We start from the raw sequence: 24,160 nt of genomic DNA, 5'->3' as shown, positions 1-24,160 counted from the left end.
TGCAAACCTAACCTATACTTAATGACAAGCCTGGTTGAAAAAACTGAAAAATTTGTTTTTGAACTTTTTAAAGACAAATTGCCAAATACCTTCATTTATCACAATTATAAACACACCGAACGGGTAGTTAAAAGTACTCAAGAATTAATTGAAAAATCTGAAATTCATGTTAAACAACAGGAGCCATTACTACTGGCAGCCTGGTTACATGATATTGGATATACCGCCGAATATCGCGGTCATGAGGAAGAAAGTGCAAGAATGGCACAGGCGTTTTTGAAGGAAAACGGTGCAGATGAGAATCTTATAAAGGAGGTGTCAAGGATTATTCTCGCCACCATCCCCAGCAAAGAACCGGCAGATCTTGTTGAGAAAATCATTAAAGATGCAGATACCTCTCATCTCTCAAAAGAATATTTTGAAGAAATCAGTGAACTTTTAAGGCAGGAACTCCATTTACAAAAGATCAAGAATTTTACGGTTAGAGAATGGGTACAGCAAAACATCAAGCTCTTTACCAAGAAACACCAATATTATACACCTTTTGCAATAGAGAACTGGGAAGAAGGTAAACATGACAATCTACTTGCATTATTAAATAAAGAAAAGAAATCTAAAAAGAAAATTGAAAAAGAGGAAGTCAAGGCACGATTAAAAGCTCGTTATAAAAATGAAAACCCAGATCGTGGGATACAGACCCTTTTCCGGGTGACAATGCGAAACCATATAAAATTAAGTGATATTGCAGATGCCAAAGCGAATATTCTACTTTCGGTAAATGCCATTATCATCTCTCTTTTGATCGCCAATTTAATACCCGATCTTACGGCTCCCACCAGTAGCGTGGAATTGATGTTGCCAACACTTGTCCTTATTTTCTTTAGTGTGGCTTCTATTATTGGAGCAATAATGTCTACACGTCCCGATGTGACCACGGGAGAATTCACCCGCGAACAGGTCAAAAACAGGGAAATAAATGTGTTGTTTTTCGGAAATTTCCATCGTATGCCTTACGATCAGTTTGAATGGGCTATGAATGAGATCATTGAGGATCAGGGATTGGTTTATGAGTCTCTAATGAAGGATCTTTACATGCTAGGAGTCGTTCTTAACCGAAAGTATCGATTACTGAGGATCACCTATAATATTTTCATGACAGGTATTATTCTTTCTGTTATATGTTTTATTGTCACTTATTATTTAGTTTAACTGGTCCATGAGATCTTCATAGGTAATGATATTCTCTGAAGAAGAATCATCCAATGTGTACAACACCTCCACCCTAATGGCTTTAAGACCTACTACCCCCTGCACATCTTCCAGTTCAAGAAGTTCCACCTTCTCACCAAGATATTTTTTGGCCTGAAGGTATTTTATGTACCGCAAATACTCTCTTTCATCACTGCGCTGGGAGTAAATGATCACAATTTTACCTTTTTGGGTAATTCGTTCCCCGGTGTCTTTCACACAAGCTTTATCAATCCGTTTTTTAATGATCTCATATCGGGCGTTATAGGTTCCGTCCACATCAAATTGTTTCTCATCCATTCTGTAACGAATAGACAGCGTATTATTGAAAACGAGAATCAGGGATGCAGCTTCCAGCATCAAAGGCATATTTTCCTGAATTCTGTAGAACCTGTTTTCCATTTCACACATGGTCCTTAACTGCCATAATCTCAGGTTGTACAAATACACCTTATCAAAAGGGTTCTGACTGTTGCTTGTCAAAGATTCTCCAAGATAAATATTGTGATCAACACCATCAGTTTTATAACGCTCAAAGTAATGAGGATAAATTTTCTGAGCTTCGATTTGTTGCCGGTCCAGGTACCTGGCCATGGTACGGTTTATTTGCTGTACAGCTTCATCATAATCTTTCCGGTGATTGTAAAGAATTCCGGAATCTGAACTGATTTTTTGCCTGTACTCCTCTACTCTTGATTTTAAATGATCACCCTGATTCTGAATATGATCTAATAACGGATTTATTTCCTTTTGAAGTAAATTAAAAACCTTTTGTTCACTCGAAGCATTCAGGTTATTCTCCAGATCTTCAATAAATTCCTTTATCCTGAAATCTACCTGCTCATAGATCACCAGGTTTTCCTGCTCACTTGCTTCCTCAATGATATCCTGAATAAAATTCAGTTGAAAAAGTAAATCTTTCTGAATTGCATTATTTCTTGCTTCCGAAGAAGCGACAATATCTATTTGACCGTAAAGCGGGTGAATGTCTTCAAAAACAACATCTTTGAAAGAAGCGAGACCATCCCTTTCTATATCCTTAATGAATTGCCGCGCCTCCTTTTCAAAAGCCCATAAAACACTTGGATGAATAGAGGTACATTCGCTCTGGATCACAGCTTTTATCCTGTTTTCGAATTCAGATTTACTTCTCTCTACTGCTGTTACTATGTAAGGAAGAATTTCATCCAGTTTGGTTGCATTAACACTGTTAAGTTCATTTTTACCGAAAGAAATCAATTCAAGAATAGCTAAAAGCCGCTGGCTTTTTGCAATGGGCGCCAGGATAACGCTTTTAGCTCCTTTTCTTTTCAAATTCTGATATAATTGATTTTTGGAAGTTTTTTTCCCATAGGCTTCAAGATTAGAAATAATAAAGAAGGATTGATTCTGCACCAAAGCTTCAAAAGGAATTTCTCCAACCGCAGCTTTGCAGGCATTCTCATTATCACTTCCCAAAATGAAACTGTTGGTGCCATTTTCCATCTTTGCAAAGGTGCTATCCTGTTCGTTAAACACGGTAAAACCAACCTGTAGATCGGAAATTTTATATATAGACCTAAATATCTCCTGAAACTTCTGAAGCTCTTCTTCACTGGAAGTATTTCGTTGCAACAGCGTGGTTTTAAGATCTGAAATTGCATCATCTACAGTGACATCTGTAAGGGTTATAATAGTAAATCCTTTAAAAATCCAGCTTCCGGGAGGAAACATTTCTTTCCAAAGTTCTACTTCCTCCATGTTCTGGATGAGGTCATCCACATCGTCTTCTGTGATGTCTTTTGCATTTTCGGTAGGAAATATCTCAATGAAATCAGAATTGAGTTCAATCCGGTAATGTCTCATAATCCCATTTTCATCGGGAATATCATAGTAAAGAGGTCGAGAAAAATCAATATTATATCCGTAATAATTATTCAGGATCATAACACATGCGAAAATATAATCAATGTTCTCATTCAGGTTTCGCATGCATAAATCATAGCCGTCTCCGGCCTGTGTAAGGATCTCCCGGAATTTTTGGGTAGAGTTGAAAATTGTATTGTGAAAAGGCACAGAGATAGCCTTGATCTGGTTATTGGACAATATTGCAGGAAAAAGATCCTTGAGCAAGATCCTTACTGGATCTTTAAATTTTACCAGTTCCTCTTCCTCGGTAATTCCTTCTGTCAATGCCGGAAAAGAAGAAACATATTCCAGCATTTCTTCTATGTACTTTCGGGAAATACTACTGGTTTCTACATCTAACTGCTTCCGGTATTCATCAATGATCTTATGGAAACTAATTCGTATTTCAAGAGGAAAATTCTTTTGGTTCTTCATATGTTAAAATTAATTTATTTTTTGAGCTCCGACGGTCCCTCCTGTCATATTAACAATTATTTAAAAATTAAGAGGCTATGAGTTTTCTGTTCCCTATTTTTGCGAAAATTAAATTTATTATGCGAAAAATATTGTTTATAGGTGTCCTTTCCCTGCTGGTTTCCTGCCAGGAAGAATCGGGATACTCCATTAGCGGAACTATAGAAAATGCTACTGACGGTCAAAAAATTTATGTAGCCGAACTGAATGAAAACAACAACCAGACCACCACTATCGATACGATGGAGATAAAGGATGGTAAATTTTCGGCCGATCTTCCTGAAAAAGAAAAACCTACCCTAAGTTTTCTAACCATTGAAGGAGCAAGGGGAAATGTACTTTTCGTTGCTGACAATAATCCTATTGAATTCAAAATATATAAAGACAGTTTATTCTCTTCTGAAGTTTCAGGCGGAGAAGATAATGAGATCCTTTATTCCTATATAAAAGATGCCCGCAAGGCGAATCAAATCCAGTCGGAAAATCGTACTGCCATGATCGCAGCTTTTCGCCAGAATGATTCAATGGAAGTAAACCGACTGCAACTTAAACAGGAAGAACTATCTGAACAGCACATGAACCGTTTGCAGGAGATCGTAAAAGAAAATCCAAATTCGCTGGTTTCGGCTATGATCCTGCAGGAAATAGCAAATTCAAAAATGGTTCCTTCTTCGGAACTTAAAGAACTTTATAATTCCCTTTCTACTGAAGTTCAGAATTCTAATCTTGGAAAAATGGCTGATACTACAATTTCCCAGATGAGTAAAGTGGAAATTGGAAGCAAAGCACCCGAGTTTACTGCCCCTACGCCCGATGGAGAAGAACTTGCACTAAAGGATGCGTTGGGAAAAGTTACTTTAGTTGATTTTTGGGCGTCATGGTGCAAACCTTGTAGAGATGAGAATCCAAATATTGTAAGGGTATATGAAAAATATCATGACAAAGGATTGAATATCCTGGGAGTTTCTCTGGACCGTCCGGGACAAAAAGATAAATGGGAGCAGGCAATTTCAGAAGACAACCTGCAATGGAACCATGTCTCAAACCTGATGTTCTGGCAGGATCCGGTTGCAGCAGAATATGGAATAAGAGCGATTCCTGCTGCATTTTTACTTGACGAAAACGGGGTAATTATAGCAAAAGATCTTCGTGGTAAAGACCTGGAAAATAAAGTAGCAGAACTACTGGACTAAGAATAAATTTAAACATAAACAACAAAGGCTGCCCCATGGACAGCCTTTGTTGTTAAAGTAATTTCTCCTTATTTACCGGAAGAACCCAGCTCAAATGAAACATTAACCTTAACCGTAATCTCCATTTCTCCGGGAGCTATCGTTTGTCCCCCAGAACCACTGTCATTTTTCATTTCCATCATCCTTGCAACAGGCTGAAAACCGTTAGATTCTGTTTCGGAAATAGATACAGCACTTCCAATAGATTGATCTAGTGCCTGTGCCAGTTCATTTGCTTTTTTCTTTGAATTTAACATCGCCTGACGACGGGCCTCCGATTTTAATTCCTCTTTTCTGGAAGTCTGGAACTGTACCCCGTCAATCCTGTTTAATCCAGACCCTAACAGTCCGCTCATGATATCCTCATACTTTTTCAGATCATCCAGCTGAATAGAAATAGCCTGATTTGCTGAATATTTATGTTCCTTTAAATTGTAGTCATAGTCTTTGTTAAGGTTGATATATTCAGATCTTATGTTCTCAGAAGGGATATCCTGTGACTCCAGATATTCGAAAATATTGTTTACAACTTCGTCATTTTGGCGCTTCACTTCTGCTGGAGAGTCTCCCGAATGTTCGATTCGCGCTTTGATCAATACTTTGTCGGGCACCACATACACAGTACCTTCCCCGGTAACAGTAACTGTATTTTTTTGTTGTTGTTGACCAAAAGCTACTACTGTAAACAGGATAGCCAAAAGAATGGATGTTTTTTTCATAAGTTTCTAATTTAATTTTAAGTAAATGAATGTCAGAATTTATATTCTGCCAGATTTTTGAAGGATGAACAATAAAACAATAGGCACAGCCAGCAGGATCACCATTAATAAATGTGCACTTAAAATCCACGGAGCCAATAACAATGTTAAAATATACCCTCCTACTGCACCTCCAAAATGAGCATCATGACCAATATTTCCTACCCTTTTCTTCATTCCGTAGATCGAATATAACATGTAACCAATACCAAAAACGTACGCCGGGATAGGAATAGGAATAAAGAACATATATAAACTCATTTCCGGATACAAAAGTATTGCTGCATAAATTATACCCGAAACTGCGCCACTCGCCCCTACCGCATTATAACTAAGCTCATCTTTATGGAAGAAGTAGGAAAGAAAATTTCCAAGAAGTAGGCTGGCAAGGTAAACAAGAAGAAATTGTGCACTGCCAAGGGATTCTATTACCACATCGGCAAAAAAGTATAATGTAAGCATGTTCAAAAAGAGATGCCCGGTATCAACATGCAAAAATCCGGAGGAAAACACTCTTATTTTCTCTCCTCTTTTAATAGCCCCGATGTTAAATTTATATTTTTCAAAAAAAGTGTAATCTTTAAAACCTTTAAATGAAATAATGACATTTGCTGCGATAATCATGATGGTCACCAGGTGTAAATCTCCCATAGATGCTTCTGTTTAGTGCCAAATATAGCATATATTTGCCTAAATCATTTGTTCATGCAGCGTTTAGTTTTTTGGCTGGTTTACCCTATGTTATGGCTGGTCTCTATTCTACCATTTTCGTTATTTTACATGTTTTCTGATATGGTTTTCTTTTTTGTGTACTATGTTGTTGGATACAGAAGAAAAACGGTAAAAGAGAACCTTGAGCTGGTATTTCCTGAAAAGTCTTCTGAAGAAAGGAAAAGAATCGAAAAGAAGTTTTATAGGCACATGGTAGACATGTTTTTGGAAATGGTAAAAAGCATTTCCATTTCAGATACCGAACTTAAAAGAAGATTTGCCTTCACCAATATGGAGGAGGTGCAGAAAATAAGGACCATGGATAAAAGTATCATTCTTGCCTGTGGTCACTATGCCAGTTACGAATGGATGAATGCTCTCCAATTATATGGACTGGAGTATCGTGGCTTTGGGATATACAAAAAAGTGAAAAATCCCTTTTTTGATAAAATGGCTAAAGATATTAGAGGAAGGTTTCAGGGAGAATTGATTTCTACTGTAACGGCCACCAAACAGATTACAAGAAATGAAAAAAACGGCATCTTAGGGGTTTATGCTATGATCGCAGATCAATCCCCTAAGATCAACCGAACCAAGGGCTGGACAGAATTTATGGGAAATAAAGTCCCTGTGTTTATGGGTACGGAAAAACTGTCTAAAGAATTAGACATGGCAGTGGTGTACCTTCATGTAGAAAAAAAGAAAAGAGGCTTCTATGAAGCCACTTTTAAAACTATTTCCTATAATCCTGCGGAAGAAGAAAAATTTAAAATAACTCGTGATTATTTCAACTACCTTGAACAGCAGATCTACAGTGCACCTGAATATTATTTGTGGACCCATAAAAGATGGAAGCACCGCAATACACCCATCCCCGAAGACGCCAAGGTTTTTTAATCCAGATTTGCTATTTCTTTAATTTCTGAAATCATAGAAGTAGCAACATCATCTGCTTCCTGCTGACTTTTGGCTTCGGTATAGATCCTGATTATGGGTTCGGTGTTTGACTTTCTCAAATGTACCCAGTGATCTTTAAAATCAATTTTCACTCCATCTACTGTAGAAACTTCTTCTCCTGAATATTTCTTTTCCACCTTTTGAAGAATATCATCGACATCAAGTTCCGGTGTTAGTTCAATTTTATTTTTGCTCATAAAATAAGATGGATAAGACTTTCTTAGCTCTGAAACAGAAATTTTCTTTTCGGCTAAAAGAGTAAGGAATAAAGCTACTCCCACAAGACTATCCCGTCCATAATGAAGTTCAGGATAAATGATTCCGCCGTTACCTTCCCCACCAATCACCGCCTCGGTATCCTTCATAAGCTGTACAACATTCACTTCACCTACAGCACTTGCATTATAAGTCCCGCCATGTTTTTCAGTAATATCTCTTAAAGCACGTGAAGAAGACAAATTACTCACAGTATTTCCAGGCGTTTTTCCAAGAACAAAATCCGCACAGGCAACTAAGGTATATTCTTCCCCAAACATTTCACCATCTTCAGAAATAAATGCAAGGCGATCCACATCGGGATCCACTACGATTCCGAAATCGGCTTTTTTCTCCTTTACAAGATTACAGATATCTCCCAGGTGTTCTTTTAAAGGCTCGGGGTTGTGAGGAAAATGTCCTGTAGGTTCACAATACAATTCTATTACATGTACTCCAAGACGTTTTAATAATTTAGGGATTGCTATTCCGCCGGTGGAATTTACTCCGTCAACAACTACTGTAAAGTTCGCCTCAGAGATTTTTTTGGCATCAACCAGCGAAAGTCTGGTTACTTCTTCAATATGAGTATCAATGTAATGAGTGGCCTTCTTAATACTCCCCAATGAATCTACATCAGAAAACAAGAACTCTGCATTTTCTGCTATTTCAAGGATCTTAGCTCCTTCCTCACCATTCAGGAATTCACCTTTTTCATTCAGAAGCTTTAAAGCATTCCATTGTTTAGGATTATGACTTGCGGTTAGAATGATTCCTCCCTGTGCTTCTTCCATGGGTACCGCTACTTCTACTGTGGGCGTAGTAGAAAGATCAAGATCAATTACATCTATTCCCAATCCAACGAGGGTATTCATTACCAGTTGCTGAATCATTTCTCCGGAAATGCGGGCATCACGACCAACCACCACTTTACACGGCTGACTCTCATTCTGACTTTTTAGCCAGCTCCCATATGCTGCGGCAAATTTCACCGCATCTATAGGCGTTAAATTATTTGAAGGCTTCCCTCCTATAGTTCCTCGTATTCCGGATATTGATTTTATTAAAGTCATACTTATGGTTTAAAATTTGTTTTTTTAAGGTTTACTGTTTCAGCTCTGTTCACTATTGAGAGCTTTCCAGCTTTTTCTATTCAGGAGGAAATGCTTACCTTTTCTTCCTTAAGCCAAACAAAGATACAAGCCTCTAGAGCATCTGGCAAAACTTAACATAATTTAAACATTCAATTACATACCTTTCTTCAATGAATTTTCTTGCACATATTTACCTTTCAGGACAAGACGAAGAATTGATCATTGGCAATTTTATAGCCGATTCAGTTAAGGGCAAAAATTATCTGAATTATCCAGAGGGAATCAGAAAGGGTATTATCCTGCACCGGGCCATTGATTATTATACAGATACTCATCCTATCGTAAAGCAAAGTACGTCCCGGCTTTTCGAAACGTACGGCCATTACAATGGGGTGATTGTAGATATTCTTTACGACCACTTTTTAGCAGCGAACTGGTATCATTATTCACATATCCCGTTAGATGAATATGTAGGAACTTTTTACGATCTACTGCAGAACAATTTAGAAATTCTTCCTAAAAATGTGCAGCAGTTTCTTCCCTATATGATTAGAGATAACTGGCTTCTTAGCTATGCGTCCATTAAAGGTATTGGCAAGATCTTACATCAAATGAATGAACGCACTAACAGGGTTTCCAACATGAATTCTGCAGTAGTAGAGCTGGAAGCTCATTATGAGGAATTCGAAAACGAGTTTACCTCGTTCTTTGAGGAACTTCAATTGTTTACCCGAAAAAAAATCAAAACCCTTTAATCTATATCCCCTTATGAAGAAATTCATTTTGCTTATTCTGTTATGCTCTTGTTTTTCCTGCAAAACAGAAATCAGGCAGTCTGCCTCAACTACAGTTTCTCCTACCAGAGGTTTAATTGCTGAAAATGCCATGGTTGTTTCAGCAAGAGAAGAAGCTTCCATGATTGGACTGGAAATTATGAAAGAAGGCGGAAATGCATTTGATGCCATGATGGCAACAGAAATGGCACTTGCAGTAACCTTTCCATTCGCAGGAAGCCTTGGCGGTGGCGGATTCATGGTATACCGGAAAGCAGATGGTGAAACCGGCGCACTGGATTATCGAGAAAAAGCACCCCTGGCGGCGACAAAAAACATGTACCTGGATGGTTCCGGAAATGTAGATACCAAAAAAAGCAGGTTTGGAGCTTTGGCAGTAGGGGTACCGGGTAATATTGCCGGAAGTTTTGAAGCACATGCACGGTTTGGATCTTTACCGGTAGAGCAGGTCTTACAACCCGTCATAGATCTGGCTAAAAAAGGATTTGTAGTTTCTGCAAAACAAGAGCAGTCTTTTAATGCTTATCGAAGACAAATGCTGGAAATAAATAATGATACCATTCTATTTGCGAGGGTTCATCGTGCAGGAGATACCATTAGAAATCTGGCGTTGGCCAAAACACTGGAAAGAATTGTAAAAAACGGAAGAAGTGAGTTTTATTCAGGTGAAACCGCTCAAAAATTAGTTTCTTTTCTTCAGGAAAGCGGCGGAATCATTACTTTGGAAGATCTTGAAATGTACAAAGCCCAGTGGAGGGAGCCGGTCACTTTCAGTTACAAAGATCTTAAAATAATTTCAATGTCTCCTCCCTCCAGTGGAGGAATTGCACTTGCACAGATCATGAAAATGATCGAGCCGTACCCACTCCAAGACTATGGACACAATTCATCGAAGTATATTCAGGTTTTAACGGAAGCAGAAAGAAGAGCATATGCCGACAGGAGTCAATATCTAGGAGATCCAGATTTTGTAGAAATCCCCACTTTTCAGCTGACAAGTGTGGAATATTTACACAATAGAATGGATAATTTTAATTTTGAGAAAGCCACACCCTCTTCTGAATTAAATCCCGGTAGTATTCCTGGATTTGAAAGCAACGAAACAACCCATTATTCAATAGTAGATTCCTATGGCAACGCTATAGCGGTGACTACCACATTAAATGGAGCTTATGGTTCCAAACTCTACGCTGAAGAACTTGGTTTCTTTCTGAATAATGAAATGGATGATTTCAGCGCCAAACCTGGCGTACCCAACATGTTTGGTTTAATTGGTGGTGAAGCCAACGCCATTGCGCCTCAAAAACGGATGCTTAGCTCCATGACTCCAACATTAGTAGAAAGAGATGATCATTTTTGGATGAGCTTAGGTTCCCCCGGGGGTTCAACTATCATTACCTCGGTATTACAAACTATTCTTAACGTCTATGAATTTGATATGACCATGCAACAGGCAGTAGACGCACCACGTTTTCACCACCAGTGGTTGCCAGATGAGGTCCTGTTTGAACCGGCAGCATTTGAAACCTCAATTCTGAATAATCTAAAAAGCAAAGGATACCATATAAATGAAGGTCAGTCCCGGATCCTGGGAAAAGTTGACGCAATCCTCCGGCTGGAAAACGGCAGCCTTGAAGGAGGAGCCGATCATAGGGGAGATGACACTGCAGCAGGCTTTTAAATATAAAAAAACCCCGGAAATAAATTTTCCGGGGTTTGAATTATATGCTTTGAAATTAATGCTATCTGTAATACCAAACACCATTTTTAAGGTAAACTGCTCGCATTCCATAACGACCGGAATAGTACCATTTATCGTAGAATCTCAACACAGTTAGGCCTGCAATTGTATAATATTCACCGTTTATATAGGTAGGCTGAGAAGGCTTTTCGGTACTTCCAATTTCAGGATACATCCCATTGATACCTTCGATATCACCAGAGGAAAGTCCGCTTCTTTGAACAGAAAAAGTACTTCCGTTAGTCCTGGTAATAGTAGGTTTACCATTTTTCGAAAAGGAAAAAGAGCTATATAACATTACAGACCCAAAGTCAAGGTTTGAGGTATACTCATCTCCGTCATAACCTTCATCTGCGTAAGTTGTAAAATTATGCTCTGTACCGTTTTGTACGTTCTCATAATGAATCGTGATATGCTTGTCACGGTCTACTCTACTCTGCTCATGCCACAAACCTATCGCGTGTCCTATTTCATGAATTGTATTACCGGTGGAACATGCTCCCGAAAGAGTAATGTTTTGTCTTCCACCAATCATACCTACATAAGAAGCGCATCCTGAGCCAGTTGTGAAGTAGATATAATTCTTTTCAGATGATCTCTGTACGAAAGTAAGGTTTGTTTTTGCTTCCCAGTGTTTAATGGCATCTACAACACGTTGCTGATTTGATAATCCACCATCAATAGCGTAATAAACAGTATTATCAGGCCATCTACCAGACGTTCTTCCGACACTTTTCTGTTCAGAAGGAGTTTCTCCTTCTTCATAGACTAACTTAACATCCTCTGAAGTCACCATATCGTGGGAGAATAAAATATCTCCCTGATATAAATATTCTCCTTCAAAAGCTTCTACAGGGAGCTTTTTACCTGCAAAATATACACCTGAAACTTCGCCCGGTGTTCCCGGATTGGCTCTTTCAGTGATATCTTCACCAGAGATCTCTATTGGGTTTTCATTTCCTTCTAGTACTTCATAATCCTCTATGGAATCTTCGCTACAGCCAATAACAGCTACAGCGGGAAGTAGTAAGAACATTTTAAAATTTTTCATAAGTAGGCTTCCTTTGTTTAAATACAATGAATTGTTTGGGGTTAATTCACCGTGATTTTCTTTAATTAAATTTTTGATAATACTAGGGTTTTTATTATTCATATTTTTGATTAAAAAACTCATCAGTTTTTCCTTCTCCGTTACCTCGTTAAAAGAACCGTGCCAAAAATATATTTAATAAAAATTTAACTGGAAGAAGTTTCCATGGAAGAAACGATCTTCAATTACTTTGTAGGATTTTTCTTGTTTTTGTAGGGTTTTTAGAAGGTTTCATGATTAATTTAATCTTCAGATCTGAGAAGGACAAAATTATAATTTTAATTACTTTAACAAAGATTTTTATAAACTTTAACAATCTGTTAATTAAGAAGTTCTGCTTTTGAAAGGGGTTTCCTACAGTGGAATTATTCATCTTTCTGTGCCTCAGAATTATAGTTATTCTGATAAATTTTTATAAAAAAACTGCCTGTAAAAATACAGGCAGCTACTTAAAAATTAAAACCAGGAAAGACTATTCAACTACATAGTTCGCTCTTAATTCTACACTTAATGGATAAACTACATTTTCAATATTATCACTGTCGTAGGTAATATCAAATTCATTCTCAGAAACATTATCCAGACAGATCTCTCCACCTATTCCCGGCAAAGAAAGTTCCCAAGCCGTAATGGTAAATTCAGCAAACATATCAATACTAACTAATAGTTGATCATCTTCCCCTTCGGTATCAAGATTAAAAGTAATTACACCCACAGCTTCTCCCTCTATTTCCAGATCAAAGAAAGGATCCTGTCCTACGGGGAAATTGGAAATATCGACTGTTCGGTCAAAGGTTAGAATATTTTGATTTTCAGTTATACACTCCTCATCATCATCTATGGCACAGCCGTTTTCGTCTACTTCAACACCTTCAGGAGTACCGGGACAATCATCTTCTGAATCTACAACTCCATCTCCATCACTATCATTTTCTCCATTCAAAGCACAACCATTTTCATCTACTTCAACACCTTCAGGAGTTCCTGGACAATCATCTTCTGAATCTACGACTCCATCACCATCACTGTCATTTTCTCCAGTAACGGGACAACCGTTTTCATCTACCTCAACACCTTCTTCAGTATTCGGACAATCATCTTCTGAATCTTCAACTCCGTCACCATCACTATCTACGGGAGTTTCTCCGTCATTTTCTCCACATCCAAACCTCAGATGCTCATAATCCACATCATCGCCATTGAAATTACCTTCTATATCATTTCTACTTAATCTATCTGAAATAACTATTGGTGTAATGTCTCCGTAGTTATCTTCCCAATCCAATAATGTTACTTCATAATAAATATAATCTTCATCATCACCAAATTGAGAGAGATTAGGCAACGCAAAACATACAGGACTTGCATAGAAGTCTCCATCATTATTCATCCCCGGAACATTTTCAACACCTGAATAAAGAATAGATCCGGTATTGTCTTCACCCAACCAGATATTTACAGAGTATGCCGCAGTGTAGTGTCTTCCATTGTCATCACAATAGTTTGCAAAAAAGCAGAATTCAAAAGCTTCTGTTGTTTCCAGGTCAAAGAAGAGATAACCATACTCATTAACCAATCTATCATCAAAACACAAAACCTCTACATCAACATATTTTTTCACACCTGCTCCAAGAGAAATGTCCATAGGTAGTGTATTACTTACAAAACCGGCCATACTTCCTCCTGCCATTGGCGCTATCCAAATTCTGTTGGTTCCTGCGACTGCAGGATCTCCATCATATACTGCAAAAAAATCAAGAGAGTAATCTCCCGGTTCCAGTTCTAGATCAACAGATTCTTCTGTGAAATATTCTTCTTCGCCGTCCCCGTCATAATCTCCCGGAGTTGGGTTTACAGCAACGACTATAGGATCCATCATAGTTCCCACATTTGTTGGTCCTGAAAGCACTACTTCAACATAAGCCGGCGCTTCATCTGAACATTCCGGTATTTCATTTGCAGCCTGTTTCAGCGCAGCTTTATCTGTCATTAAATCGTTTAGCAACGTTCCAAAGGACAGTGTTGCTTTTTCAGAATCATTTACAATAATTCCTTCTTCTTCTTTACTACATGAGGTTAAAAGTAGTGCCACCATAGTGACAAGACCTAGAAACCTTTTAATATTTCTCATAATTAATATTTTGGTTAATTAATGTGAGCCAATAGTCTCATATTAGCAGTTATAAAAAAAGGAGTATTCACGAAATAAAATTTCGCAAATACTCCTGAAAAATTAGTATCCTAGTAGTCTTCCAGGTACATAATATCACCACAGGCTACTGGTAGTGTGGCAACATATTCGCCATTTACCATTCCTCCGTGAATCACCACAACTCTGTTTTGTAAAGGATCTAAATCATCTGCAGAACCTAAAGTGTAAGTTTGAACCTGAGTATACATTCCCATGCCATTGGCTACAGGGAAGCTATCGTCATCTTCAACTAACGGTAGTAAAACAGGACCATAGAAAGGAAGTCCTTCCGCCAGTGAAATTAATCCGTCATTATCCACATCAGCTTCAGAAGGAGGACACATGGCATCTCTTCCATCTTCAAATCCATGAATATGCTGAGGGTGCTCCATGTTTGGAGTTAATCCCACACCAATAACAGTTGAAGTTAAAACATTTCCTTCTAAACTGAAGTAAGCAAAACCTAAAGCTCCTGAACCATTTGTTTGATAAAGACAAGTCTTATAATGCTCAGCTTCGTCTGTTGGATCTGGAATAATTGGAGGAGTATCCCCATTTTCACATCCTTCTCTGAAGTGGTAGTAATCCAGGTTGTTCTCTCCATCAAATAATCCTCTCACCTCATCATCGTTGAATACACCTTCACGGATTATTCTTTCTTCAACATTTCCGTAAGCATCTGAAGACAACAAAGTAATTTCAATATAGTATTGGTCTTCACCTTCAGTATCAGGTAAAGCCATACATAATACAGAACCAGCATAATCTCCATTCTCATCTAATTCTACAGTATTAGAACCAGAGAACAACGGGCTTCCTATTTCACCATCTGCGTAACTCCATACATCCACACTGTACTCTGCTGGGTAATGTCTTCCACTTGGAGGACAGAAGTTACCAAATACACAAAATTCTATAGCTTCTGTAGTTTCAAGGTCGAAGAAAAGATATCCATATTCATTTACTAACCTGTCATCGTAACAAAGTACTTCAACATCTACATATTTTTTCACTCCGGTTCCAAGGTTAAAATCCATTGGAAGTGTAGTATCAACAAAACCTGCCATTGAACCCCCCATAATTGGTGCAACCCATATAATATTGTCATTCGCGTCAAATACTACGAAATGCTCCAACGTATACGTTCCAGGTGTTAGTTCAAGCTGGGTTGATTCTTCTGTAAAATATTCATTTTCCCCATCTCCGTCATAGTCCCCGGGGTTCGGGCTTACATCTACAACCAAAGGATTGGTGGTAGTTCCAACATTTTCAGTACCCGACAGTACTACATGCACGTATGCTGGTGCTTCATCTGAACATTCCGGTATTTCATCCACTGCCTGCTTCATAGAAGCCTTATTGGATACCATGTCATTTAGTAAGGTTGCAAAGGATAAAGTTGCTTTTTCACCATTATCGGTTACAGTTTCTTCATCTTTTGTACAGGAGGTAAAGAGCAAACCAAACACTCCCAGATAAGCAAATAATAATTTAAAATTTCTCATGATAATTCTTTTTTTAGTTAATCATAATTAGAATGGTTTAATAGTAATTTGTTATAGACAAATGCAAATGTTTCTGCTCTGTAGCTATTTCTACAGGGCCATTAATTCCCTTAAAAAGAGAAAGGTTCAGTGGTGATTTTATCCCGAAAATTAAATGCTCAATTTTCGGGATATCACCTGGTATAAATCTTAAAATCCGGTATTACCCATAGTACAATCTTCTCTAAAGTGATAGTAATCTGAAGTATCACCCTGTCCAAATAAGCTTCTTACATTGGCATCGGTAAATTGTCCTGATACTACTAATCTTCCACCAGTGTTTTGATCATCACCTGGTTCAAGAATATAGATTTCCCCATAATAACTATCTACTCCTGGACCATCGGGAAGTGGGAAACATAATACAGTGGCAAACTCATCACCATCATCATTAACACCTACTTCGTTGATATAAGGGTTTTCAGGGTCAAAAAGAGGAGTTCCGTAAGGATTGGAGCTGCTACCGCTATACGTCCACACTTCCACTCTAAAATTTGCCGGGAAATGTCTTCCGTCTTCGTCACAATAGTTTCCAAATACACAGAATTCAATGGCTCGTTGTCCTTCAATATCAAAGAATAAATAGCCATACTCATTGACAACGCGGTCGTCGAAACACAATACTTCAACATCAAGATACTTTTTCGCTCCGGCTCCTAAGTTAAAATCCATAGGTAGGGTGTTGCTTACAAATCCTGCCAGGCTTCCATTTTCATGTGGCGCGATCCAGATTAAAGAACTTGAAGCATCTGCAGGGTCTCCATTGTAAACCGCAAAATATTCCAGTGTATATGAACCTGGCTCCAGTTCAAGATCTGTTGATTCTTCCGTGAAATACTCAAGCTCAGGGTCATCATCATAATTCCCTGGTGTAGCGTTAACAGCTACCACTACAGGGTTTTCCATCGTCCCAACAGATGCTGTACCAGATAAAACAACTTCAACATAAGCAGGAGCATCATCGGAACATTCAGGGAGATTTTCCAGACTTTGTTTTAAAGCAGATTTATTATCTACCAAATCATTTAGAATAGTGGTAAATGAAAGTTTAGCTTTTTCTCCATCTGGTGCAGGAACTCCGTCATCCTGAGTACAGGATGTGAACATTAATCCTACAACTGCAAGGTAAGCGCATAGTAATTTTAAATTTTTCATGGTGTAATAGTTTTGGTTAATAAATATTGAAATTGAATTAAGACTGTCCGTTAAATACAGCGACAGTTTTTTTGTTAGCTCTCACATGCTTCACCGTGAACCATTAACCAGAAGGAATCATCTCCGCTGTACTCAAATGAGTATATATTTTCCCCACTGGAACATGGATTTTCATCTGTTAAACCACCGTAGAATTTGAATTGTCCAGGTGCAGCTGTTTCGGGCATGGCGTCATTTACATAAATATCGAGTTTGTTCAGGTTTACACCTGAGGCTGCATCAACGGTTATTGTTACGGTAGTACCACTCACTAAAACCTGTACCTCTCCTGTCAGAAATCCGTTAGATGTATTATTATTTCCGGCTCCGGCATAGAAATTAAAGCTGGTATCAGATTGTCCTACAATAAACTCTTCTGCCCATCCCCACTTTCCGGAAAGACTTAGGCCATCATTATCTTTTTTGGTAAGAGTATGATCTCCCCACATCCAGGCAGTTTCTGCACCATCACAATCTGATTGATCATCGCAGGGTTCACCTCCGTTATCGCAGTCATTTGTAGCATCACCGGGACATGGATCCTGATTATTTGGAAGACAGTCACCATCATTATCCAGCCAGTAAGGAACCAGCGGACAAGGATCACATTCGTCTAAAATCCCATCCTCATCGGTATCTACTGTACCTTCAGGGCAGGAATCCACAGGGGCTTCACATCCAAAACGAAGGTGTTCGAAATCTAAAGTGTTATTCGGTCCAAAATTACCCGTGATCTTGTTCCTGTTAAGGCTCCCTTTGATTGGTTCTGTTTCAACATATTCATAAACTCCATCCCATTCCAGAAGTGTAACTTCGTAGTACAGGTAATTTTCATCATCTGCAATATGTGCAGGATTTGGTAGTGCAAAACATAAAGGCTCTGCAAAAGGCTCTTCACTGTTATAGGAGTCATCCTCATTACCTATTCCGGTATGATTGGTTTTTGAATATAGAAGCGTTCCTGTGTTGTCATTACCCATCCATATATTTACAGAATAAGATGCCGGGTAATGTTTTCCGTCTGGAGTGCAATAATTTGCGAAGAAGCAGAATTCATAAGCCCTTACCCCGTCGATGTCAAAAAACAGATAGCCATATTCATTCACCATGCGGTCATCAAAACACAGCACCTCCACATCGATATATTTTTTCACCCCTGCCCTAAGGTTAAAATCCATAGGTAAGGACACATCTACAAAGTTTGAGAGAGTTCCTCCCGCCATTGGAGCTATCCAGATTCTGTTGCTTTCAGGAAGTGCAGGGTCACCATCATATACCGCGAAAAATTCCAGGGTATAAGTACCTGGCTCTAATTCAAGGTCTAAGGATTCATCAGTAAAATATTCGGCTTCCCCATCTCCGTCAAAATCTCCGGGAGTAGCATTTACACTTACCACAAGTGGATTTGCAAGGGTTCCTACATTGTTAGGTCCAGATAATACCACCTCAACAAAAGCTGGAATATTTTCCGAACATTCTGGAATTTCCAGGGCTTGTTTCATGCCATTTTCCGCCACCATATCATTTAACAATGTTCCAAATGATAATTTTGCTTTGTTCCCATCCCTGGACATAACTTCATCTTCCTTACTACAGGAGGAAAACAACAGACCGGACAGTACAAACAACATCAGGTAATTTTTAACATTTCTCATAATCAGGCGGTTACAATATATATTCATATATACTTTCGTATCTAAAAGCACATTCTCCAATTCGCGGAAGAACGATTAAAAATGATTGGGGGAAGTAATTAGTGGGGGGGGGTAATATGAATCTATCTCAAAAGTAGGACAAATCTGTAGTCCAACCTATGGGGGTAAATACCCATTTTGTAATAGCAACAGTTACATGTAAGCTCTTTATAAATCAGATTTAAACATCTACCAGATTATGGCTCAGAGCATACACAACACTTTCTAAAATAGTATCTGAATTCGTTCTTTTAATTATATTGGATCGATGTTTCTCAATCGTTTTCACCGAAATACAAAGTGCCTCAGAAATTTCTTTGGTTTTATATCCCCTGCAGAGCAGTTCAATAATTTCCTTTTCTCTACTTGTGAAATTAAATGCCTCTGCTGAGTTGTTCTGAGAAAAATACTCTTCCGTTTCCAGGGAAGATGTTCCAATTTTTTCATTTAAAGGACTGCTGTTTTCTTCAAAATCAATCATTAGGATCATTTGGCCATTTAAAGCTTTGTCCAGTTTGGAAAAGGTGATTTTGGCCTGTCGTATCTTATTGTTCATTAGTTTAAGCGAAGTCACTGTGGTAGCTTTCATATGTTTACCTCTAACAAATGTTTTTAAAGTTTCCATCACTTTATACTTGCTTTTGCAATCCACCAAATCTGTAAGTGTTATTTCGTTAGGGTTACTTACAAAAAAGAACTTTCTGAATGAATCGTTGATGGCTACTATTTTTTCATCCTGTAATAACACCACCGGCTGCCCAAGAAGATTAAATAACCCCATAAAAGAGTCTTTCCAGTAATTGGTTTGACACTTCTTCATGTTAGTGACTTCATCCATAAACTCAACTATGGCCGAGTAAGAAAATGAATCGTATAGTATGTGGTCTACATCCTCCTGGTATACTAGCTCAATTTGTTCCTGATGATCTCTCTCCGCAAAAAGGAAAAGATGACTTTTGTTGAGGAAATGTGTGGATTTAAAATGACTGATATTCTTAATATTTTCCTCTCCTATTGAAGTTTGATCTATGAGTATAACATCTGGCAGGTAACTTAGAGCAAGATTGTACCCAGCATGGATATTTTTGACAGTTGTTACTTCAAAAGTTGCGGCTGCCCGGGAAATTATCCCGGTAAAAAAGTCATTATTATTAGAAATTAGGAGTAATTGTCTTTTTTCCATTTCCGGCCTGTTTATTAGTTTGGTTAGTCATTCTGAATGAAAAAAAATTCAAAATAAAAGTTAACGGGGGATAGAAAAAATACGGGGGTAATTATTTGTTCTTCAGGAGTAAAGATATTTATTCTTTCTTAAATAAATTCCTAAAATTGCGTAGTATTATACTGACATTTAGCGGGTTAATAAAAATTAAACCTTCCCAAAAAATGCTTTTTAATATAATTTTAACCCATAAAAGGCAAATTTTTAGAAAAAATTGTAGGAAAAAAATTATGCTTGTAAGAAAATATTTTCACTCTTACGAGCTTTCATTTCGACTTTCATAAATTACTGCAGATTAAGTACCTTTGCCTCCTTGAAATGAACTATGGCTGTTAATGAAGAATTTATAGAGGTTCTGGGCGCACGTGTCCACAACCTGAAGAATATAGATGTAAAAATCCCACGAGAAAAACTGGTAGTTATTACCGGACTTTCCGGTTCCGGTAAATCGTCTCTGGCTTTTGATACCATTTATGCTGAAGGCCAGCGTAGATATATTGAAACATTCTCTGCGTATGCCCGTCAGTTTTTAGGAGGACTGGAGCGACCCGATGTTGATAAAATAGACGGCTTGTCTCCCGTTATTGCTATTGAGCAAAAAACCACCAGCAAAAGCCCCCGGAGTACGGTAGGAACAATTACTGAAATTTATGACTTCCTGCGACTTTTGTTTGCCAGGGCAAGTGACGCATATAGCTATAATACCGGCGAGAAAATGGTTAGCTACAGTGATGAACAAATACAGAAGATCCTTACTGAAAAATTTAATGGCAAAAGGGTCAATGTTTTGGCGCCTGTCATTAGATCCAGGAAAGGACATTACAGGGAGCTTTTTGAGCAAATAGCCAAACAAGGATTTGTAAAAGTTCGAACCAATGGTGAAATTAAAGATATCACCAAAGGAATGAAGCTGGACCGCTATAAAACTCACGACATCGAAATTGTAGTTGACAGAATTAAAATTGATAAAAAAGAAGATCTTGATACCCGCCTCAAAGAAAGCATAAAAACGGCTTTATATCATGGGGACGGCATTTTGATGATTCATGAACAGGATTCCGGAGAAACAAATTACTTCAGCAGAAATTTAATGTGCCCTACTACGGGGCTTTCTTATCCAAACCCTGAACCTAACAATTTCTCTTTTAACTCGCCAAAAGGAGCCTGCCCTGTATGTAATGGTATTGGCACTTTACATAAGGTTAATACAGATAAGATCATTCCAAATCCGAATCTTTCGATCAAGAACGGAGCTTTAGTACCTCACGGTCCTCAAAAAAAGAACTGGATCTTTAAACAACTGGAAGTTATTGCAGAACGATATGACTTCAGCTTAAACGATCCTTTTAAAAATATTCCAAAGGAGGCCGTAGAGATGATCCTTTTTGGAGGTAAAGAGAAGTTTTCAAAAGAATCCAAAACGCTGGGAATTACCCGTGAATTTAAAATAGATTTTGAAGGAGTCGCGTCTTTTATAGAAGAAACCTATCATAACAATGATTCTACTTCCTTAAAACGCTGGGCCAAAGAATATATGGACAAGGTAACCTGTCCCGAATGTGAAGGCAGCAGATTAAGAAAAGAATCTCTATACTTCAAGGTGGCGGGGCTTAATATTGCTGAACTTGCACAGAAAGATATCGTCGATCTTGCCGATTGGTTTAATACTCTGGAAAAAGATCTTTCTGATAAACAAATGAAAATAGCTTCTGAAGTAATAAAGGAAATAAAAGTGAGGCTTCAGTTTTTAGTTGATGTAGGACTGGAATATCTCAATTTGAACAGGGGGTCCAAATCCCTTTCGGGAGGGGAAGCGCAACGTATTAGGCTTGCAACACAAATTGGATCTCAGCTGGTAGGAGTACTTTATATCCTGGATGAACCAAGTATTGGTCTTCACCAGCGGGATAATGAAAAATTGATCAATTCTCTTATTTCCCTTAGAGATCTGGGAAATTCGGTTATTGTAGTGGAACATGACAAGGACATGATAGAACGGGCAGACCATGTCATAGACATTGGTCCTGAAGCCGGAAGACATGGTGGGGAAATTATTAGTCAAGGCTCTCCTGAAGAGATTAAAAAAACCGGCACTGTTACAGCTTCATACCTTAATGGAACAATGAAAATAGAAGTTCCTGAAAAGCGTAGAAAAGGAAACGGAAAAACCGTTGAGCTTAAAGGAGCGACGGGAAATAACCTTAAAAACGTATCTATCAAGATACCTTTAGGAAAAATGATAGCGGTAACGGGTGTATCGGGAAGTGGAAAATCTACGCTCATCAATGAAACTCTTTACCCAATAATGAATGCACATTACTTTAATGGTGTGAAGGAGCCCATGCCCTACAAAAGCATAAAAGGCCTCGAGCATATTGACAAAGTAATTGACATAAATCAAACCCCTATTGGAAGAACCCCGCGTTCAAACCCTGCCACCTACACAGGAGTATGGTCTGAAATCCGGAATTTATTTACCAAAACTCCCGAAGCAATGATTAGGGGGTACAAACCGGGACGCTTCAGTTTCAATGTGAAGGGCGGTAGGTGTGAAACTTGTAAAGGCGGCGGACTGCGGCAAATAGAAATGAACTTCCTGCCCGATGTTTATGTGGAATGTGAAACCTGCCAGGGAAAACGGTTTAATCGCGAAACCCTGGAAATAAGGTATAAGGGAAAATCCATTTCAGATGTGCTTGAAATGACCATCAATGAAGCAACCATATTTTTTGAAAATATTCCGAAAATCTACAGAAAATTAAAAACCATTAAAGATGTTGGTCTTGGATATGTCACTTTAGGTCAGCAAAGCACTACCTTATCTGGTGGAGAAGCACAGCGTATCAAGCTCGCTTCCGAGCTTTCCAAAAGAGATACCGGAAGTACATTTTATATACTCGACGAACCTACTACCGGGTTACACTTTGAAGATATAAGGGTCCTTATGGAGGTACTTAACCGTCTTACAAATAAGGGAAATACTGTTTTGATCATTGAGCATAACATGGATGTTATTAAAATTGCCGATCATATTATTGACATTGGATATGAAGGTGGTAAAAACGGAGGTAAAGTTGTGGTAACAGGAACCCCCGAAGAAGTTGCAAAACATAAAAAAAGCTATACTGCAGAATTCCTTAGAAAAGAATTATTTTAGCAGGCAATCAAAATTTTATATGAGAACAGAAACAAGAAATAAAAGCTGGAACGAAATAAAAACTAATGACTCCTGGGCCATTTTCAAGATTATGGGAGAGTTTGTGCATGGGTATGAAAAATTAAGCCAGATTGGTCCATGTGTATCCATATTTGGATCTGCACGTACCAAACCCGATCATAAATATTATAAATTAACCGAAGAAGTAGCAAAAAAGATAGTTGATCACGGGTATGGAATCATTACCGGTGGCGGTCCCGGTGTTATGGAAGCAGGCAATAAAGGTGCCCACCTGGCAGGTGGAACTTCTGTAGGCTTAAACATTGATCTTCCTTTTGAGCAGCATGACAATCCATACATTGATAGTGACAAGAATATTAATTTCGATTACTTTTTTGTCAGGAAAGTAATGTTTGTAAAATACTCCCAGGGATTTGTTGTAATGCCTGGTGGATTTGGCACCCTGGATGAGCTTTTTGAAGCAATTACCCTTATCCAGACTCACAAAATTGACAAATTCCCAATCATTCTGGTGGGTCGTGATTTTTGGGGTGGTTTGATCGAGTGGGTCCAGACAACACTTTTGGATAGTTTCCAGAATATAAGTGCAGGAGATATTGACCTTATTCAGGTAGTGGATACAGCCGAAGAGGTGATTGAAATTCTTGACGCATTCTATGATGAATACAATCTTAGTCCTAATTTCTAGGACCACCTTAGAAGATAAAGGGCCGCCTAAAAAGCTCAAGCAGTGTTATTCTGATTCCACCTTAGATCTGGTAGTAAAATTTTAGAATCTGTTAATCAGTTTCCATTAAAATCAGAACCCGAAATTCCGCAAAATCGTGGATCGGACAGACGTAAAATCAGCTATTTAGGCGGCCTTTTTTATTTGTATAACTTTACACATTAAATCC

General features: G+C 38.3%; 17 protein-coding genes. 7 read left to right on the top strand and 10 right to left on the bottom strand.

Annotated features, from left to right (window positions below; all coding sequences use genetic code 11):
- Positions 1-21 precede the first annotated feature (21 nt).
- A complete protein-coding gene (locus IE056_RS04635; RefSeq protein ID WP_189603520.1) occupies positions 22-1,209 on the top strand; it encodes a Pycsar system effector family protein in 1,188 nt (395 codons plus the stop codon).
- Here IE056_RS04635 and IE056_RS04630 read toward each other — a convergent pair.
- Entirely contained in the window at positions 1,201-3,570 is a 2,370-nt protein-coding gene (locus IE056_RS04630; RefSeq protein ID WP_189603519.1) for a GAF domain-containing protein, read from the bottom strand. The two genes, IE056_RS04635 and IE056_RS04630, sit on opposite strands and share 9 nt — an antisense overlap.
- Before the next feature lie 119 nt (positions 3,571-3,689).
- Between IE056_RS04630 and IE056_RS04625 the strand changes: the two genes are divergently transcribed.
- Positions 3,690-4,802: a TlpA disulfide reductase family protein gene (locus IE056_RS04625; RefSeq protein ID WP_189603518.1), complete on the top strand. Its 1,113-nt coding sequence runs from the start codon at positions 3,690-3,692 to the stop codon at positions 4,800-4,802.
- A gap of 68 nt (positions 4,803-4,870) precedes the next feature.
- Here IE056_RS04625 and IE056_RS04620 read toward each other — a convergent pair whose 3' ends face one another.
- Both IE056_RS04620 and IE056_RS04615 read right to left on the bottom strand, forming a co-directional pair.
- Positions 4,871-5,560 (bottom strand): SIMPL domain-containing protein, encoded by a 690-nt coding sequence (locus tag IE056_RS04620; RefSeq protein ID WP_189603517.1) that lies wholly within the window; start codon positions 5,558-5,560, stop codon positions 4,871-4,873.
- Positions 5,561-5,599: 39 nt separating this feature from the next.
- Complete coding sequence (locus IE056_RS04615) at positions 5,600-6,250, bottom strand: rhomboid family intramembrane serine protease (protein ID WP_189603516.1); 651 nt, start codon at positions 6,248-6,250, stop codon at positions 5,600-5,602.
- 54 nt (positions 6,251-6,304) lie between these two features.
- Between IE056_RS04615 and IE056_RS04610 the strand changes: the two genes are divergently transcribed.
- Entirely contained in the window at positions 6,305-7,207 is a 903-nt protein-coding gene (locus IE056_RS04610; RefSeq protein ID WP_189603515.1) for a lysophospholipid acyltransferase family protein, read from the top strand.
- Here the strand turns inward: IE056_RS04610 and glmM are convergent.
- Positions 7,204-8,595, bottom strand: a complete 1,392-nt coding sequence (glmM, locus tag IE056_RS04605) for a phosphoglucosamine mutase (protein ID WP_189603514.1) — start codon at positions 8,593-8,595, stop codon at positions 7,204-7,206. The genes IE056_RS04610 and glmM overlap by 4 nt on opposite strands.
- A gap of 191 nt (positions 8,596-8,786) precedes the next feature.
- Between glmM and IE056_RS04600 the strand changes: the two genes are divergently transcribed.
- Both IE056_RS04600 and ggt read left to right on the top strand, forming a co-directional pair.
- Positions 8,787-9,371, top strand: coding sequence for an acyl carrier protein phosphodiesterase (locus IE056_RS04600; RefSeq protein ID WP_189603513.1), 585 nt, complete (start codon positions 8,787-8,789; stop codon positions 9,369-9,371).
- Between the two features lie 13 nt (positions 9,372-9,384).
- Positions 9,385-11,091, top strand: a complete 1,707-nt coding sequence (ggt, locus tag IE056_RS04595) for a gamma-glutamyltransferase (protein ID WP_189603512.1) — start codon at positions 9,385-9,387, stop codon at positions 11,089-11,091.
- 61 nt (positions 11,092-11,152) lie between these two features.
- On the opposite strand, the gene IE056_RS04590 is transcribed toward ggt, so the two are convergent.
- From IE056_RS04590 to IE056_RS04565, 6 genes are all read right to left on the bottom strand, one after another.
- Complete coding sequence (locus tag IE056_RS04590) at positions 11,153-12,202, bottom strand: M12 family metallopeptidase (protein WP_189603511.1); 1,050 nt, start codon at positions 12,200-12,202, stop codon at positions 11,153-11,155.
- A gap of 511 nt (positions 12,203-12,713) precedes the next feature.
- Positions 12,714-14,372 carry a thrombospondin type 3 repeat-containing protein gene (locus IE056_RS04585; RefSeq protein WP_189603510.1) on the bottom strand — a complete coding sequence of 553 codons (1,659 nt, stop codon included), beginning with the start codon at positions 14,370-14,372 and terminating at the stop codon, positions 12,714-12,716.
- 110 nt (positions 14,373-14,482) lie between these two features.
- A complete protein-coding gene (locus IE056_RS04580; protein WP_189603509.1) occupies positions 14,483-15,937 on the bottom strand; it encodes a hypothetical protein in 1,455 nt (484 codons plus the stop codon).
- Between the two features lie 189 nt (positions 15,938-16,126).
- A complete protein-coding gene (locus IE056_RS04575; RefSeq protein ID WP_189603508.1) occupies positions 16,127-17,131 on the bottom strand; it encodes a hypothetical protein in 1,005 nt (334 codons plus the stop codon).
- Between the two features lie 74 nt (positions 17,132-17,205).
- Complete coding sequence (locus IE056_RS04570; RefSeq protein ID WP_189603507.1) at positions 17,206-18,825, bottom strand: hypothetical protein; 1,620 nt, start codon at positions 18,823-18,825, stop codon at positions 17,206-17,208.
- A 220-nt stretch (positions 18,826-19,045) separates the two neighbouring features.
- Positions 19,046-20,047 (bottom strand): response regulator transcription factor, encoded by a 1,002-nt coding sequence (locus tag IE056_RS04565; RefSeq protein ID WP_189603506.1) that lies wholly within the window; start codon positions 20,045-20,047, stop codon positions 19,046-19,048.
- A 364-nt stretch (positions 20,048-20,411) separates the two neighbouring features.
- On the opposite strand from IE056_RS04565, the gene uvrA reads away from it, so the two are divergent.
- Entirely contained in the window at positions 20,412-23,243 is a 2,832-nt protein-coding gene (uvrA, locus tag IE056_RS04560; RefSeq protein WP_189603505.1) for an excinuclease ABC subunit UvrA, read from the top strand.
- Positions 23,244-23,262: 19 nt separating this feature from the next.
- A complete protein-coding gene (locus IE056_RS04555; protein WP_189603504.1) occupies positions 23,263-23,952 on the top strand; it encodes an LOG family protein in 690 nt (229 codons plus the stop codon).
- Positions 23,953-24,160 lie beyond the last annotated feature (208 nt).

It is taken from the genome of Salinimicrobium marinum, from assembly GCF_014651535.1.
Lineage (GTDB): Bacteria > Bacteroidota > Bacteroidia > Flavobacteriales > Flavobacteriaceae > Salinimicrobium > Salinimicrobium marinum.
This window is presented reverse-complemented; position numbering and strand designations above follow the sequence as displayed.

Coding starts and splice junctions, on each gene's coding strand:
- IE056_RS04600 (WP_189603513.1), top strand. CDS start 8,787: ATGAATTTTCTTGCACATATTTACCTTTCAGGACAAGACGAAGAATTG.
- IE056_RS04575 (WP_189603508.1), bottom strand. CDS start 17,131: ATGAAAAATTTAAAATTACTATGCGCTTACCTTGCAGTTGTAGGATTA.
- IE056_RS04580 (WP_189603509.1), bottom strand. CDS start 15,937: ATGAGAAATTTTAAATTATTATTTGCTTATCTGGGAGTGTTTGGTTTG.
- IE056_RS04555 (WP_189603504.1), top strand. CDS start 23,263: ATGAGAACAGAAACAAGAAATAAAAGCTGGAACGAAATAAAAACTAAT.
- IE056_RS04625 (WP_189603518.1), top strand. CDS start 3,690: ATGCGAAAAATATTGTTTATAGGTGTCCTTTCCCTGCTGGTTTCCTGC.
- IE056_RS04630 (WP_189603519.1), bottom strand. CDS start 3,570: ATGAAGAACCAAAAGAATTTTCCTCTTGAAATACGAATTAGTTTCCAT.
- uvrA (WP_189603505.1), top strand. CDS start 20,412: ATGGCTGTTAATGAAGAATTTATAGAGGTTCTGGGCGCACGTGTCCAC.
- IE056_RS04615 (WP_189603516.1), bottom strand. CDS start 6,250: ATGGGAGATTTACACCTGGTGACCATCATGATTATCGCAGCAAATGTC.
- IE056_RS04590 (WP_189603511.1), bottom strand. CDS start 12,202: ATGAAAAATTTTAAAATGTTCTTACTACTTCCCGCTGTAGCTGTTATT.
- glmM (WP_189603514.1), bottom strand. CDS start 8,595: ATGACTTTAATAAAATCAATATCCGGAATACGAGGAACTATAGGAGGG.
- IE056_RS04620 (WP_189603517.1), bottom strand. CDS start 5,560: ATGAAAAAAACATCCATTCTTTTGGCTATCCTGTTTACAGTAGTAGCT.
- IE056_RS04570 (WP_189603507.1), bottom strand. CDS start 18,825: ATGAGAAATGTTAAAAATTACCTGATGTTGTTTGTACTGTCCGGTCTG.
- IE056_RS04635 (WP_189603520.1), top strand. CDS start 22: ATGACAAGCCTGGTTGAAAAAACTGAAAAATTTGTTTTTGAACTTTTT.
- IE056_RS04565 (WP_189603506.1), bottom strand. CDS start 20,047: ATGGAAAAAAGACAATTACTCCTAATTTCTAATAATAATGACTTTTTT.
- IE056_RS04610 (WP_189603515.1), top strand. CDS start 6,305: ATGCAGCGTTTAGTTTTTTGGCTGGTTTACCCTATGTTATGGCTGGTC.
- ggt (WP_189603512.1), top strand. CDS start 9,385: ATGAAGAAATTCATTTTGCTTATTCTGTTATGCTCTTGTTTTTCCTGC.
- IE056_RS04585 (WP_189603510.1), bottom strand. CDS start 14,372: ATGAGAAATATTAAAAGGTTTCTAGGTCTTGTCACTATGGTGGCACTA.